The sequence below is a fragment of the Arenimonas soli genome (genome assembly GCF_014643775.1).
GTDB classification, from domain to species: domain Bacteria; phylum Pseudomonadota; class Gammaproteobacteria; order Xanthomonadales; family Xanthomonadaceae; genus Arenimonas; species Arenimonas soli.
This window is the reverse complement of the sequence record NZ_BMKC01000001.1, coordinates 548,317-562,924: the sequence shown is the minus strand read 5'-3', so window position 1 is coordinate 562,924 and position 14,608 is coordinate 548,317. Positions and strand designations below refer to the sequence as shown.

Annotated in this window: 14 protein-coding genes; 7 read left to right on the top strand and 7 right to left on the bottom strand. The window is 69.8% G+C overall.

All coding sequences use genetic code 11. From position 1 onward, the window contains the following. The first annotated feature begins 54 nt into the window (after positions 1 to 54). A complete protein-coding gene (locus tag IEX13_RS02620) occupies positions 55 to 642 on the top strand; it encodes a response regulator (RefSeq protein WP_308423884.1) in 588 nt (195 codons plus the stop codon). 6 nt (positions 643 to 648) lie between these two features. Here IEX13_RS02620 and IEX13_RS02615 read toward each other — a convergent pair whose 3' ends face one another. Both IEX13_RS02615 and IEX13_RS02610 read right to left on the bottom strand, forming a co-directional pair. Beyond that, entirely contained in the window at positions 649 to 1,899 is a 1,251-nt protein-coding gene (locus IEX13_RS02615; RefSeq protein WP_188660952.1) for a putative bifunctional diguanylate cyclase/phosphodiesterase, read from the bottom strand. A gap of 16 nt (positions 1,900 to 1,915) precedes the next feature. Beyond that, complete coding sequence (locus IEX13_RS02610) at positions 1,916 to 3,109, bottom strand: HD-GYP domain-containing protein (protein WP_268235865.1); 1,194 nt, start codon at positions 3,107 to 3,109, stop codon at positions 1,916 to 1,918. A gap of 87 nt (positions 3,110 to 3,196) precedes the next feature. Here IEX13_RS02610 and IEX13_RS02605 point away from each other — a divergent pair, with 87 nt between their 5' ends. The 3 genes from IEX13_RS02605 (at position 3,197) to IEX13_RS02595 (ending at position 7,031) form a co-directional block, all read left to right on the top strand. Further along, complete coding sequence (locus IEX13_RS02605) at positions 3,197 to 4,711, top strand: esterase/lipase family protein (protein ID WP_188660948.1); 1,515 nt, start codon at positions 3,197 to 3,199, stop codon at positions 4,709 to 4,711. A 93-nt stretch (positions 4,712 to 4,804) separates the two neighbouring features. Beyond that, positions 4,805 to 5,716: an aldo/keto reductase gene (locus tag IEX13_RS02600; protein ID WP_188660945.1), complete on the top strand. Its 912-nt coding sequence runs from the start codon at positions 4,805 to 4,807 to the stop codon at positions 5,714 to 5,716. Position 5,717: 1 nt separating this feature from the next. Then, positions 5,718 to 7,031: an NTP/NDP exchange transporter gene (locus tag IEX13_RS02595; RefSeq protein ID WP_188660943.1), complete on the top strand. Its 1,314-nt coding sequence runs from the start codon at positions 5,718 to 5,720 to the stop codon at positions 7,029 to 7,031. A gap of 300 nt (positions 7,032 to 7,331) precedes the next feature. Here the strand turns inward: IEX13_RS02595 and IEX13_RS02590 are convergent, their stop codons facing one another. After that, entirely contained in the window at positions 7,332 to 8,240 is a 909-nt protein-coding gene (locus IEX13_RS02590; RefSeq protein WP_188660941.1) for a DMT family transporter, read from the bottom strand. A 101-nt stretch (positions 8,241 to 8,341) separates the two neighbouring features. On the opposite strand from IEX13_RS02590, the gene IEX13_RS02585 reads away from it, so the two are divergent. From IEX13_RS02585 to IEX13_RS02575, 3 genes are read left to right on the top strand one after another with little or no spacing between them, the layout of a single operon-like run. Further along, positions 8,342 to 9,238, top strand: coding sequence for a LysR substrate-binding domain-containing protein (locus IEX13_RS02585; protein ID WP_188660939.1), 897 nt, complete (start codon positions 8,342 to 8,344; stop codon positions 9,236 to 9,238). A gap of 43 nt (positions 9,239 to 9,281) precedes the next feature. Beyond that, positions 9,282 to 9,758 (top strand): YaiI/YqxD family protein, encoded by a 477-nt coding sequence (locus IEX13_RS02580; protein WP_188660937.1) that lies wholly within the window; start codon positions 9,282 to 9,284, stop codon positions 9,756 to 9,758. Further along, complete coding sequence (locus IEX13_RS02575) at positions 9,755 to 9,976, top strand: RNA-binding S4 domain-containing protein (RefSeq protein WP_188660935.1); 222 nt, start codon at positions 9,755 to 9,757, stop codon at positions 9,974 to 9,976. Before IEX13_RS02580 ends, IEX13_RS02575 begins: the two co-directional genes overlap by 4 nt. A 4-nt stretch (positions 9,977 to 9,980) precedes the next feature. Here IEX13_RS02575 and IEX13_RS02570 read toward each other — a convergent pair whose 3' ends face one another. From IEX13_RS02570 to hutU, 4 genes are all read right to left on the bottom strand, one after another. Next, positions 9,981 to 11,663: an ABC1 kinase family protein gene (locus IEX13_RS02570; protein ID WP_188660933.1), complete on the bottom strand. Its 1,683-nt coding sequence runs from the start codon at positions 11,661 to 11,663 to the stop codon at positions 9,981 to 9,983. Between the two features lie 6 nt (positions 11,664 to 11,669). Continuing rightward, entirely contained in the window at positions 11,670 to 12,041 is a 372-nt protein-coding gene (locus IEX13_RS02565) for a VOC family protein (protein ID WP_188660931.1), read from the bottom strand. A gap of 94 nt (positions 12,042 to 12,135) precedes the next feature. Beyond that, on the bottom strand, positions 12,136 to 12,921 hold the full coding sequence (locus IEX13_RS02560) for a TonB family protein (RefSeq protein ID WP_188660928.1): 786 nt from the start codon (positions 12,919 to 12,921) through the stop codon (positions 12,136 to 12,138). Beyond that, entirely contained in the window at positions 12,918 to 14,600 is a 1,683-nt protein-coding gene (gene hutU, locus IEX13_RS02555; protein WP_188660924.1) for a urocanate hydratase, read from the bottom strand. The genes IEX13_RS02560 and hutU overlap by 4 nt, the downstream gene beginning before the upstream one ends. Positions 14,601 to 14,608: the final 8 nt, after the last annotated feature.

Here is a 14,608-nt window from a genome sequence, read left to right as displayed (position 1 = left end):
GCCGGGGGCGTGGCGTGGACACTGTGCGCCGGGGAAATGGCAGGGGAGCAGGGCGTGGACGTTTACGAGAGGATCAAGCGGCTGTTCGGCTGGGGCAAACCGGCCGCGCCGGGCGCCCGCGCCGACGCACCCGACAGCCCGGACGACAAGGCCACCAGCGCCGGCCCGGAACGCCGCGGCAAGGCCCGCACCAACGCCCGTCCCGGCACCCGCATGCTGGTCATCGACGATTCGGCGACCATCGTTGCCCTGCTCTCGCGCATGCTGCGCCAGAACGACTACCACGTGCTCGAGGCCAGCGACGCCGAACAAGGCCTCGAAATCGCCCGCACCGAAAGCCCGGAGCTGGTGTTCCTGGACATCGTGCTGCCGGGCATGGACGGCTTCGCCGCCCTGCGCCAGCTGCGCCGCGACCCGTATACGCGCGACATTCCCGTGATCATGATCAGCGGCAACGAGCAGGCCACCGAGCAGTTCTACGTCCACCGCATCGGCGCCGACGACTTCATGAAAAAACCCTTCTCGCGCGCCGAGGTCTTCGCGCGCATCGAACGCCTGCTCGACGCCAACCGGGTGCCCAAGCGCCTGCCGCCGGCGGCTCGCACCACCGCAGGCACCGGGGACGACGCGGAAACCAGCTGAGCACGATCAGCCCGGGGCAGGCGCCTTGAGCTCGGCCAGGAATTCCGCCGCCGGCTTGGGCTTGCCGATCGCCCAGCCCTGGGCCAGGTTGCAGTTGAGGTCGCCCAGCGCTTCAAGGGTGGCGTCGTCCTCGACCCCTTCGGCGACCACGCGCATGCCCATCTGGTGGGCGAAGACGATCATCGCCTTGACGATCTGCAGCGAACGCAGGTCGCCCAGCATGCCGGTGACGAAGGACTGGTCGATCTTCATCTCGGTGGCAGGGAATTCCTTGAGGTAGGACACCGAGGCATTGCCGACGCCGAAGTCGTCGATCGACACCCGCACGCCCGCCGCGTTGAGCTGGCGCAGCTGGTTCGCGCCACGCCGCACGTCGGCGACGATGGCGGTTTCGGTGACTTCCAGGACCAGGTCGCGGGGCGCCACGTCCCACAGCTTCAGCCCACCCAGCAGCTGCTCGACCAGGCCACGTTCGGCGAAGGCCGTCGCGGAGAGATTGAGCGCGATCGGGAAGTCCAGGCCCAGTTTTCGCGCCTCGGACACCTGCTGCAGGCAGGCGTTGATGGACCAGCGGGTGAAGTGCGAAATCATGCCCGAGCCTTCCGCCACGGGAATGAAGACACCGGGACTGACGAAGCCCTTTTCGGGATGCTCCCAGCGCGCCAGCGCCTCGGCGCCTACGATGTTGCGGCGGCGCACGTCGAGGATGGGCTGCAGCCACATCGACAGCTGGCCTTCGTTGATCGCCGTCATCACGTCGGCCGGATCCACGCCCATCGGCGTGATGCGCGTCTTGCAGACCAGCATGCGGTCGGGTTCGTAGCGCGCCTGCAGCATCGCCTGTTCGGCCTGGCGGCAAAGCAGTTCGGGTTCGTCGCCGTGTTCGGGGCACATGGCCACGCCGACCGACACCATGGCCAGCACCGGCTGGCCGGCGGCTTCGAAGGGCTGTTCGAACTGCCGCTGCACGCGCGCCGCGGCCAGCAGGGCGTGCTGGCTGTCCTTGAGGTCCGCCAGCAGCAGGCCGTAGTCGCCGGAGCCGAGTTCGATCATTTCGTCGCCCGGGCGAAGGATCGCACGCAGGCGTTCGGCGGCCTGGCGCAGCAACTCGTCCACGGCGCGGAAACCGGCGTGGATGCGCAGCCGGCGCAGGCCCTGCATGCCGATGCAAAGAATGCCCAGCGACCGGCTTTCGGCCAGGGCCTCGGCGACCTTGGGCGCCAGCACCTCGGCCATGGCGCCGTTGCGGGTGATCATGGCCGGGCTCCCGGCGTCACAGGAACAGCTCTTCCGGCCGCAGGCCGTAGGCGCCCGGCTCCAGGGCCTGGGCGATCTTGACCCCGCCGTCGGCCAGGTCGAAGCCGTACTGCATCAGGTCCACGTCCCGGAACGGTTCGTAGGGCTTCTTCTCGCTGTCGAGCAGCAGCATCAGCCGGGGCCGGAGCCGGCGCACCTGGTTCTGGGCCATCACCACCCCGACCTCGCCGGTATTGAGTTCAACCAGGGACCCGGTCGGGTAAACGCCCAGGCACTGCAGGAACTGTTCGACCACCTCGCCCTGGAACATGCGGTCACGCGCCCGGTAAAGGGCCTGCAGCGCGCCATGCCGCGATTCACCGTTGCGGTGCGGGCGGTCGCTGCGCAGGGCGTCGTAGGTGTCGACGACCCCGCCCATGCGCCCGGCCAGCGGCACGCGGTCGCCGGCCAGGCCTTCGGGATAACCGGAGCCGTCGTGGCGTTCGTGGTGGCCCGAGACCAGTTCGCGGGCCCACTTGCCGGTGACGCCGGCCTGGTCGAGCACGTCCATGCTGCGCTGCACGTGGCCGCGCATCTGCTTCATGGCCTCGGCGTCGAGCTTGCCGTCGTGGTGGACCACGTCGCTGGGCAGCGTGGCCATGCCGGCGTCGAGCAGGAAGCCGCCGGTGGCCAGTTCCACCAGCACTTCCCGCGGCAGCGCCAGGTGCCGGCCGAACGCGGCGGCGAGGGCGCTGCAGTTCACCGCGTGGCTGTACATGTAGTCGTCGCGCTTCATCAGCGCCATCAGCCAGAACAGGGCGTCGGAATTGCGCAGCAGGCTCTCGACCATCGGCTCGATCGCTTCCCGGACCACGCCCGGCTCGAGCCGGCGTCCATTGCGCACGTCGTCGGCGATCCGCTCGGCCAGCGCGCGCAGGTTGGCGTGGATCTCGCGGGCCCGCGGGATCTCTTCCTTGATGTCGACGGTGTTCTGGTATTCGGGACCACGCGGCGGGAAGACATTGCGCGACGTCGAGGCCACGCGCAGCGAGGGCCGGGCGTTGATCAGGCTTTTCTGGACGTCGATGAAGACGCTGGTGCAGTACGCCGACAGCAGTTCGATGTCTTCGTCCGACTTGATTTCGAAGCCCTGGAAAGGAAACGGCGTACCCACCCAGTCGCGGTCCAGGCGACTGATGTACATGCCTTTCTCAAGCAGACCGACAAGCATCTGCCGTTCTTCCAGCACCATCGGTGGGCACCCCATCGTTTCCCGGGGCTAAGTTAGCATGGGTTCCCCTCCCGTCAGGTGCCCCCCATGGCCAAGCCCCTGCTGGTATTCGTGCATGGCTGGTCGGTGACCAGCACGGCCACCTACGGCGACCTGCCGGCGCGGCTCGGGCGCGAGGCCGCCCGCCGCGGCGGGCCCGGCCTGGACGTGGCCCACGTCTACCTGGGCCAGTACGTCAGCTTCCGGGACGAAGTGCGGGTGGGCGACATCGCCCGCGCCTTCGACCACGCCATCCGGGGCGTGCTGGCCGGCGCCGGTCGCGACCGCCGCTTCGCCTGCATCACCCACAGCACCGGCGGCCCGGTGCTGCGCGAATGGCTCGACCGGTTCTACGTGCGCCCCGGACGCCTGGCCGACTGCCCGCTGTCGCACCTGGTGATGCTGGCACCGGCCAACTTCGGGTCGGCCCTGGCGCAACTGGGCAAGGGGCGCCTGGCCGGCATCCGCGCCTGGTTCAACGGCATCGAACCCGGCCAGGGCGTGCTGGACTGGCTGGAGCTGGCCAGCCCGGAGTCCCTGGCGCTAAACCTGCGCTGGATCCACGACTACCCGAAGCTGCACCTGACCCGCGGCCCCCGGCCGGTATTCCCCTTCGTCCTGAGCGGCGACGCCATCGACCGCAAGCTCTACGACCACGTCAATGGCTATACCGGCGAAACCGGCGGCGACGGCGTGGTGCGCCTGGCGGCGGCCAACCTCAACGCCCGCCACGTGGTGCTGGAACAGCCTGCTCCGGTGCCGGGCGAAGCCTTGCCCAGTGCCCGCAAGCGGCTGCGCGACCTGACGCTGGCGGGCAACACCCGCTCGGCGCCCACGCCCTTTCGCATCCTGCCGGGGCTTTCGCACAGCGGCACCGACATGGGGATCATGGCCAGCGTGCCCAACGACGATCGGCCGCATCCGACCGTGGACGCGGTGCTGCGCTGCCTGGCCGTGGCCGACGAACCGGGCTATGTCGCCCTGGGCCAGGCCTTCGCCGCCGAAAACCGGCTGCACCAGCAGCCCGGGCGCCGGGTCGAGATCGAAAAGATTCCCGTGCTGCCCGACCGCCGCTACGTACACGACCCGCATTCGATGGTCATCTTCCGCCTGATGGACGACACCGGCGTGCGACTGGGCAACCTGGACCTGCTGCTGACCGCCGGACCGGCCGCCGACCCCAACCAGCTCCCCGAGGGCTTCCTGACCGACCGCCAGGGCAACCGGCGCGCGCCCGGGCACCTGTCGTTCTTCCTCAACCATTCGGCGCTGGCGGGCTCGCCGCCCATCCCCGGCCCGGACGGCCGGATCGTGCTGCCCGAACGCCTGCCCCGCCCGCCCTATGGCCTCAAGCTGCAGCCGCGCGGCGGCGAACAGCTGGTCGAACACTGGGCCGCGCAAATGGGCGCCGACCTGGGCGGCCTGCTCGACATCATCGAACCCAACCAGACCACGATCATCGACATCGTCATGCGCCGGGTCGTTCGCGAGGGCGTGTTCCGCCTGGGCCGCAGCCTCACCGCCCGGGACTTCCGCGACGACCCGCCCGGCGGCGCCCTCTGAGGCCCCTGACCACCGGCAGGGGCCGGTGAACGGAAAGTTCACGTAGCCTGCGACACCATCGCCGTCACGCCCCGTCCTGCCGAGGTCCGAGCCATGACCAGCCGCCGCGAGTTCCTTTCCGCCGCCGTCGTCGCCGCGGGCGCCGTCGCCCTGCGCCCTGCTTTCGCGCTGTCGCCGCCGTTGCCGGCGGGCATGCAGATGCGTGCGATACCGTCCACGGGCGAAGCGATCCCGATCATCGGCATGGGCACCTCGGGCAGCTTCGAAGTGGACGCAGCCGGCCGCGAACCGCTGAAGGAAGTGCTGCGGCGTTTCGTCGCCGGCGGCGCCAGCGTCATCGACACCTCGCCCAACTACAGCAATGCCGAGGACGTGCTGGGCGACCTGCTGGCCGAACTGGGCCTGCGCGACCAGGTTTTCCTGGCCACCAAGCTGGCCGCCGACAACCGCGCCGCCGGCGAAGCCCAGTTCGCCGATTCCCTGCGCCGGCTGCGCACCGACAAGGTGGAGCTGCTGGCCGTGCACAACCTGCGCGACTGGAAGACCCAGCTGGCGCTGGCGCGCGAACTCAAGGCCCAGGGCAAGGTGAAGTACGTCGGGCTCACGCATTTCCGCGACGAAGCCCACGACACCCTGGCCGACATCGTCGCCGCCGAAAAACCCGACTTCGTCCAGATCAACTACGCCGTGGGCGCGCCTAACGCCGAGAAGCGCGTGCTGCCGACCGCCGCCGACAACGGCGTGGCGGTGATGATCAACCGCGCCTTCGACGACGGCAAACTGTTCTCGCGCGTCGCCGGCAAGCCGCTGCCGGGCTGGGCGGCCGAGGCCGGCGTCAGTTCCTGGGCGCAGATGTTCCTGAAATTCGCGCTCAGCCATCCGGCGGTGACGGTGGTGATCCCGGCCACCGGCAAGCCCGACCGGCAGTCCGACAACCTGCGCGCCGGCAGCGGCGGCACGCTGGACGCAGCGCAGCGCGCCGAACTGATCGCGATGTTCGCCTGACATGGCCCCGTCGCCGGGCGGCATCAGGCCACTGGTCGCCCGGCTCTTCGGCATTCAGGCCGAGGAAGTCCCGGCGGTGCTTGCCGGCATGGCGATGTTCCTGCTGCTGTTCGCCGGCTATTTCATGCTGCGGCCGGTGCGCGAGACCATGGGCATCGCCGGCGGCGTGCGCAACCTGCAGTGGCTGTTCACCGGCACTTTCATCGCCACGCTGGTGGCGATCCCGCTGTTCGGCGTCGTCGCCAGCACGGTGCGCCGCCGGCGGATCCTGCCCTGGACCTACGGTTTTTTCGCGCTGAACCTGCTGGGCTTCGCCGCGGCAATCCACGCCGCGCCCGAGAACCCCTGGCTGGCCCGCGCGTTCTACATCTGGCTGTCGGTGTTCAACCTGCTGGCGATCTCGGTGGCCTGGAGCGTCCTGGCCGACCTGTTCCCGGCAGTCCAGGCCAAGCGCGTCTTCGCATTGATGGCCGCGGGCGCCAGCGCGGGCGGCCTGCTGGGTCCGCTGCTGGGCCTGCTGCTGGTTCAAACCCTGGGCCATGGCGGCCTGATGGCGCTGGCCACGGTATTCCTGCTGGGCTCGGCGGGCGCCGCGCTGTGGCTGCAGGGCTGGCGCGACCGCCACCCGCTGGACCAGGCCGAGGTCCTGGCCCGACGTGCACCGCTGGGCGGCAATCCGTTCCAGGGCATCGGCACCGTGCTCGCCTCGCCCTACCTGCTGGGCATCGCCACTTTCGTGGTGCTGCTGGCGACGGTGACGACCTTCCTGTATTTCGAACAGGCGCGCCTGGTGGAACTGCATTTCCCCGACCCGACCGACCAGACCCGGGTCTTCAGCCTGCTCGACACCGTGGTGCAGACGATCGCCATCCTGACCCAGCTGTTCCTCACCGGCCGCATCGTCCGGCGCCTGGGCCTGGTGGTGCTGCTGACCACGGTGCCGGTGGTGATGGTCGGTGGTTTCCTGTGGCTGGCGATGGCGCCCACCTTCGCCGTGCTGGCCATCGTCATGGTGACCCGGCGCGCCGGCGAGTACGCCCTGGCCCGGCCTGGCCGGGAGATGCTGTTCACGGTCGTGGCGCCTTCGGCCAAGTACAAGGCCAAGAACGTCATTGATACCGCGGTCTACCGCGGCGCCGATGCGGTCAGCGGCTGGGTGAAGGCCGGCATCGATGCCTTCGCCGCCAGTCCGGCAGTGGTGGCCGTGGCCGGTGCGGGCGTGGCCCTGGCCTGGGCCTTCACCGGCGCGGGACTGGCGCGGGCACAGGCCCGGCGGGAAGCGTCCACGACGCCGTCGGACAAGATAGCTAACTAGGTAAGCATTACTCTCCGCACCTTGTCCGGATTTGCTCATTCCCGGTCAGCGACGCCTGTCGCTTCAAGGACCTGCCGCAAGCCTGTTAGCGCGGCTTAGCAATGCCCGGTGTGACTACCACCCTGCCCGCCTTGCACCCCCGGCGCCGGAATGGTCCAGTGGCCACGTCCGGACGGGTTCTCCTCCTCGTCGATTCGCCCGGAATCCAGTTTCAGTCAACCGCCCCCTGGCGTTGACACCCTTTGGCAGGGCAATCGGCTGTTTTCGGGACAGTCGGCCCTGCCTTCTTTTTGCCTGGGGTCAGGCTTTGGCCAGCGGCGCGCGCTGGCTGACCGCCACGCTGCCCAGGATCAGGGCGCAGGCCACCGCCATCGGCCAGGTAAGGGCTTCGCCCAGCAGGCTCCAGGCCCAGGCCACGGCCATCAGGGGCACCAGGTAGGTCACCGTGACCGCCCGGGCGGCGCCCACCCGCTGGATGAGCCGGTAGAACATGGCGTAGGCCCAGCCCGTGCTGAGCACGCCGACCGCGATCGCCGAGCCCCAGGCCGCCGCCGAGACCGGCGCGACGGGCCAGGACGCCAGCGCGAACGGCAGGGCCATCACCGATCCGCACAGCAGGGTGGCCGCGGCCACGGCCACCGGCGGCAGGCCGGCGAACCAGCGCGGCACGAGGTTGGCGCCCACGCCATAAAGGAAGGCCGCGAGCGCCCCGGCCGCGGCAGCCGCACCGATGTTGCCGCCCCCGGTCTTGTCGCTCGCCAGCACCACCACGCCGATGAAGCCCAGGACCAGGGCGAACCATTTGCGCGGCGCGATGCGCTCCTTGAAGAACAGGAAGGCCACCAGGGCCGTGAACAGCACCGCCATCGCGTTGGTGATGGCCCCCACCCCGGCCGGCGCCTGCTGCGCCGCCCAGGCGAACAGGGCGAAGGGAATGGCGGAATTGATCGCGGCGACCAGGGCCAGGCGCGGCCAGAGCCGCCGCGGCAGCTGCGCCCTTGCGAGCCAGAGGAAGGGCAGCAGCACCAGCGCACCGAAGGCCAGGCGCATCTCCACCAGCGGCGCCGTGCCGAACTCCGGGGCGGCGACCCGCTGGAACAGGAAGGAAGCGCCCCAGACAGCCGACAGCAGCAGCAATTCCAGCGGCGTCAGCCAGACCCGGGTTTCCGAGGGCACGGCGGGGGACACCAGGGGCGGCGGGTTCTTCATGGCGGGGGCAAACCTGTTGTTGGCTGCAGCCATTATCGATGGCCCGGAAAAGCCCACAAGCGCATACTTTCCGGCATTGCCACAAACTTGGCTTGAGGCTCATGACACGCGTCCGGTCCGACCTGCTGCCTGCCCTTGCCGCCTTCGAATCGGCGGCGCGCCACCAGAACTTCACCCACGCGGCGGAAGAGCTGCACCTGACCGCCAGCGCGGTCAGCCACCACGTGCGCAAGCTCGAGGCCCGGCTGGGCGTCGCCCTGTTCCAGCGCCACGCCCGGGGCGTCACGCTGACCCAGGAGGGCCGCCAGCTGGCCGACGCCGCCGGCAACGCGCTCGCCGACATGGAGGGCGTGCTCAACAGCCTGCGCCCGCGCCGCCTGCAGGCCGCGAAGGTTCGCATCACCACCCTGCACTCGGTGGTGCACACCTGGCTGCTGCCGCGCCTGGGACGCTTCGTGGACCAGCATCCCGACACCGAACTGGTGTTCGACACCGAAGCCACGCTCAGCCGCTTCGAGGACGGCGGCCACGACCTGGGCATCCGCCACGGCCCCGGCCAGTGGCCGGGCCTTGCCGCCGTGGCGCTGATGGACGACACCATGCGGCCCGTGGCCGCACCCGACATGCCGGGGCTGGCGAGCGTGCACTCGCCCGCCGACCTCGCCGCGCTGCCCCTGATCGCCGACAAGGCCCGCCAGGGTTGGCACGACTGGTTCCGTCATGCCGGCGTGCACGGCGCGACGCCGCGCGAGCGCTACCAGTTCAGCGACACCACCGACGCCATGCTGGCCGCCGCCCTGGGCCTGGGCGTGGCCCTGGCCCGCGAGCGGATCCTGACGCCCTTCCTTGCCGACGGCCGCCTGCGGCTGCTCGACCTGCCGGGCATGCCGGCGCGCTGGAGCTACTTCGTGGTGTATCCGGCGCATCGCCAGCCCAGCCCCGCCGCCCAGGGATTCATCGACTGGCTGCTGGCGGACGTGGCGCACTTTGGCCCCTGAACCCGGCGGCGTATCCTTTGCGTTTGCACCGGGCCACGCACGCATGCACATCTGGGTCGACGCCGACGCCTGCCCCAACGTCATCAAGGACATCCTGTTCCGCGCCGCCGAGCGCACCCGGGTGCCGGTGACGCTGGTGGCCAACAGCTGGATCCGCACGCCGCCCTCGCGGTTCATCAAGTCGGTGCAGGTGTCCGGCGGCTTCGACGTGGCCGACGGCGAAATCGTCGAACGCTGCGCGCCGGGCGACCTGGTGGTGACCGCCGACATCCCGCTCGCCGCCCTGGTGCTGGAAAAAGGCGCGCTGGCCCTGAACCCGCGCGGCGAGCTCTACACCGCCGACACCATCGCCCAGCGGCTGACGATGCGGAACTTCATGGACGAACTGCGGGGTTCGGGCGTCGACACCGGCGGCCCGGCCGGCTTCCACGCCCGCGACCGCCAGGCCTTCGGCAATGCCCTCGATCGCTGGCTGGCCAGCCAGCCGCGGCCACCTTCACCTGCCAGGGACACGGCATGACCACCATCGATTTCGAACTCGACCGCGATTTCGTCGCGCTCAACGACCTGCTCCGCCTGGCCGGACTGTGCGACAGCGGCGGCATGGGCAAGGCCATCGTCGCCAGCGGCGAAGTTTCCGTGGACGGCGTGGTGGAGCTGCGCAAGACCGCCAAGATCCGCGCCGGCCAGGTGGTGCGCTGGGGCGACGCCGAGATCCGCGTGCGCGCCGCGGGCTGAACCCTCAGCGCCCGCCGCCGCTGCGCCAGATCGTCCACACCAGCCAGACGCCGCCCACGGCCGCGCCCAGGAAACCGAGCAGGCCGAACAGCGGCAGGCCCAGCAGGGTCGGCCCCCCTTCGACGGTCATCACGATCGACGAGCCGATGATCAGCGCCGCCACCACGATGCCCACCGTCAGGCGGTTGGCCGAGTGCGCCACCTGTTCGCCGAAGGCCTTCAGGCGCTCCACGTCCAGGTTGAGGTTGAAACGCCCCTGGCGCAGCGCCCGCAGCGCATGCCGCAGCTGGCCGGGCAGCGACGAAAGCAGGCTGATCGTGTCGCCGGCCGCGCGGCGGCCGCGCCTGGCGATCGCCTTCGGGGAATAACGCGCGCGCATGGCCCGGCGCAGGTAGGGTTCGGCTTCGCTGGCCATGTCGAAGTCCGGGTCAAGCCGGCGCCCCACGCCCTCGAGCGTGACCAGCACCTTGACCATCATCGCCAGGTCGGCCGGAAGCACGACCGCGTGTTCGCGCAGCAGCGCGGTGATTTCGGTGAGCACGGTGCCCAGGCGCAGTTCGCCCAGCGGCACGCCGTGGTAGTGGTCGATGAACGCGTCCACTTCCTGCAGCAGGGCGGCTTCGTCCATCTGGTCGTCGGCGGCCCATTCAAGCAGCACTTCGGCCACCTGGCCGGCGTCGCGGCGCACCAGGCCGTCGAACAGGTCGAGCACCTGGTAGCGGCGCGATTCGGAAAGGCGGCCGACCATGCCGAAATCAAGCAGGGCCAGCCGGTCGCCGGGAAGCCGGATGACGTTGCCCGGGTGCGGATCGGCGTGGAAGAAACCGTCCTCGAACATCATGCGCATGCCGGCGCGGGCGCCGATGCGGGCCAGTTCCGGCAGGTCGGCTCCGGCGGCAAGCAGGGCCTCGGTGTCACCGAGCGCAATGCCGTCGATGAACTGCTGCACGTTCATGCGCTCGCAGGTGTGGTCCCAATAAACCCGCGGCACGACCAGCGCCGGCTCGTCGGCGAGGCTGGCGGCGATGCGTTCGGCGTGGCGGCACTCGGCGGCCAGGTCGAGTTCGCGCGACAGCGAAGCCTGCAGCTGGCGCACCAGGGCCTGCGGCTGGAAGCGGCGCAGGTCGGGCGATTCCGATTCAAGGACGCGCGCCAGTCGCTGCAGCAGGCGCATGTCGGCCTCGACCTGCGGGCGGATGCCGGGACGACGCACCTTGACCGCGACTTCGCTGCCGTCGACCAGCCGCGCCCGGTAGACCTGGGCAATGGAAGCGGCCGCGATCGGAACTTCATCGAATCCGGGGAACACCGATTCGATGGGGCCGCCGAGGTCCTGTTCGACCTGTTCGCGCACGGCTTCGAAATCGGCCGCCGGCACCTGGTTCTGCAGCTTCTCGAACTCGGCGATCCATTCGGGCGCGAACAGGTCCACGCGCGTGGCCAGCAACTGGCCCAGCTTGACGAAGCTCGGGCCCATTTCCTCGAAGGCGCGGCGCACGCGCTCGGGTGGCGACAGTGTCGCCAGCTCGGCGGTGGCTTCCGAATGCAGCAGGTGGCCAGCCCGCTCCAGCGCGCCCGCCAGGCCAATGCGCCGCACCAGGTCGCCAAACCCGTAGCGCGCCGCCACCGAGGCCACCTCGTTGAGGCGGCCGAGGTCGCGCGCGGCGCTGAGGGTTTCCCAGAGCACTACCGGTCAGGCCCCCATGCAGAAGAAGTTGAGCTTGTTGCCGTCCGGGTCGCGGAAATAGGCCGCGTAGAATCCCTTGAAGCGTTCGCCAGGCGCGCCTTCGTCGGTGCCGCCCAGCTCAAGCGCCCTGGCGTGCAGGGCCTCCACCTGGGCCGGCGTGCGCACGACCAGCGCGACCATGGTGCCGTTGCCGCGGCAGGCTTCCTTGCCGTCGTAGGGGGTGATCACGCCCAGGCTGGGCGACTGCATGTCGGTGCCCCAGGCGACGAAACGCTCGCCTTCCATGATGCGCTTGGCGCCGAGTTCGGCCAGCAGTGCGTCGTAGTAGGTGCAGGCCCGCGCCATGTCGTTGGTGCCGAGGGTGACGTAGCCGATCATGTGCTGCACTCCGTTGGGGTTCTGCGATCAAGCATGGTCGGTTGCACACCGGCGCGCCAGCGTCGAAGCCGCCAGCGGCGTCGGATTCCGCCCTTCAGTGGCGACGCGCCTTCGCGAAAGGAAGGCCCTCGAACAGGAAAGTCTCCAAACGCCCGCATTCGTCGGCCGAACGTTCGCAAAGGATAGCCAACCGCACGACGGGCACACCCTGCTCTTCCACCAGCCGGTATCGCGCCACGCCCACCCTGATGTTCTCCGGCAGTGGCGCGGTGGGCGACGCGGGACGCGGGGGCTGCACGGTATAGCGAAACCAGAAGACCAGCGGATCGCGCGCATCCGGCACGAGGCTGGTATGGATGAATCCGATTTGCGGATCCCGGCCCATGGCATACGGAGGCGTGTACACCTTGTCCCCGGAGTCGGGAGCTGCCGCCTGGAAGGCCTGGATCGACTCGAACGGGAAAGGTTCGTCGTCCTTGAGGTACACGGGCCGGCGATGCGAACGCGGCCAGGGGATGCTGACGGGCACCACGGTGCGGAATCCACCGAACTTGACCGGCGCCTGGATCCAGCCATCGCTGGCCTTGGCCCGCTGCCCGGCCGACAGCACGTAGGCGGCGACCGACGCGAGCGCGGACTCGTCGAAGGCGGTGATTCCCGAGCTCTTGTCGATGCGGGTTTCGGTGACGCGGCCGCAATCGTCGAAGCGGGCCCCGACCAGCACGAGGCCGGTCTTGTTCGCGCGCGCTTCCTTGACCGGGTAGCGCGGCTGCACCATTCGCGTCGCCGGGCAGTCTTCGGCAGGGGCCTGGTCCGGCGCAGGTGCGTCCGGGGGCGGCGCCGGCATGGCCAGCGCCAGCGCGAACAGGACGCCGATCACTTGCCCGCCTCCAGCATCGGCAGCTTCAGTCCCTGCTCGCGGGCGCAGGCCTTGGCGATCTCGTAGCCGGCGTCGGCGTGGCGCATGACGCCGGTGCCGGGGTCGTTCCACAGCACCCGGGCCAGGCGCGCGTCGGCGGCCTCGGTGCCGTCGGCGACGATCACCACGCCGCTGTGCTGGCTGTAACCCATGCCGACGCCGCCGCCGTGGTGCAGCGACACCCAGGTGGCGCCGCCGGCGACGTTGAGCATGGCGTTGAGCAGCGGCCAGTCGGAGACCGCGTCGCTGCCGTCCATCATGGCTTCGGTTTCGCGGTTGGGCGAGGCGACGCTGCCGCTGTCGAGATGGTCGCGGCCGATCACGATCGGCGCGCTCACCTCGCCGGTGCGCACCATTTCGTTGAAGGCCAGCGCCAGGCGGTGGCGGTCGCCCAGGCCAACCCAGCAGATGCGCGCCGGCAGGCCCTGGAAGCTGATGCGCTCGCGCGCCATGTCCAGCCAGCGGTGCAGGTGCGGGTTGTCGGGGATCAGTTCCTTGACCTTGGCATCGGTCCTGTAGATGTCCTCGGGATCGCCGCTGAGCGCGACCCAGCGGAAGGGGCCGATGCCGCGGCAGAACAGCGGCCGCACGTAGGCCGGCACGAAGCCCGGGAAGTCGAAGGCGTCCTTGCAGCCCACGTCGAAGGCCATCTGCCGGATGTTGTTGCCGTAGTCGAAGGTGGGCACGCCCATGTCCTCGAAGTTCAGCATCGCCTCGACGTGGGTGCGCATCGAATGCTTGGCGGCGTCGATGACCTTCTGCGGGTTGTTCTTCTGTTCGCTGAACCACTCTTCCAGCGACCAGCCGGCCGGCAGGTAGCCGTGCAGCGGATCGTGCGCGGAGGTCTGGTCGGTGACCGCGTCGGGACGCACGCCGCGGCGCACCAGTTCGGGCAGGATTTCCGCGGCATTGCCCAGCAGCGCGATGGACTTGGCCTGGCCGCCGCTGGTGTAGCGTTCGATGCGGGCCAGGGCGTCGTCGAGGTCGGTGGCCTGTTCGTCCACGTACTTCGTGCGCAGGCGCATGTCGATGCGCGACTGCTGGCATTCGATGTTCAACGAACAGGCGCCGGCCAGCGAGGCCGCCAGCGGCTGCGCGCCGCCCATGCCGCCCAGGCCGGCGGTGAGTATCCAGCGGCCGGTCAGGTCGCCCTTGTAGTGCTGGCGGCCCATCTCGACGAAGGTTTCGTAGGTGCCCTGCACGATGCCCTGCGAGCCGATGTAGATCCAGCTGCCGGCCGTCATCTGGCCGTACATCATCAGGCCCTTGGCATCGAGTTCGTGGAAGTGGTCCCAGGTCGCCCAGTGCGGCACAAGATTGGAATTGGCGATCAGCACGCGCGGCGCGTCGGGGTGCGACGGGAACACGCCCACCGGCTTGCCCGACTGCACCAGCAGGGTCTGGTCGTCTTCCAGGGTGCGCAGGCTGTCGAGGATGGCGTCGTAGCTGGCCCAGTCGCGGGCGGCGCGGCCGATGCCGCCGTAGACCACCAGCTCGGCGGGGTTTTCCGCCACCTCGGGGTCGAGGTTGTTCTGGATCATCCGGTAGGCGGCTTCGGTCAGCCAGGACTTGCAGCTGAGCTGGCTGCCGCGCGGCGCGGCGATCTTTCGCGAGGGGTCTTTGCGGTTGGCGGCAGGCATCGTCGGCT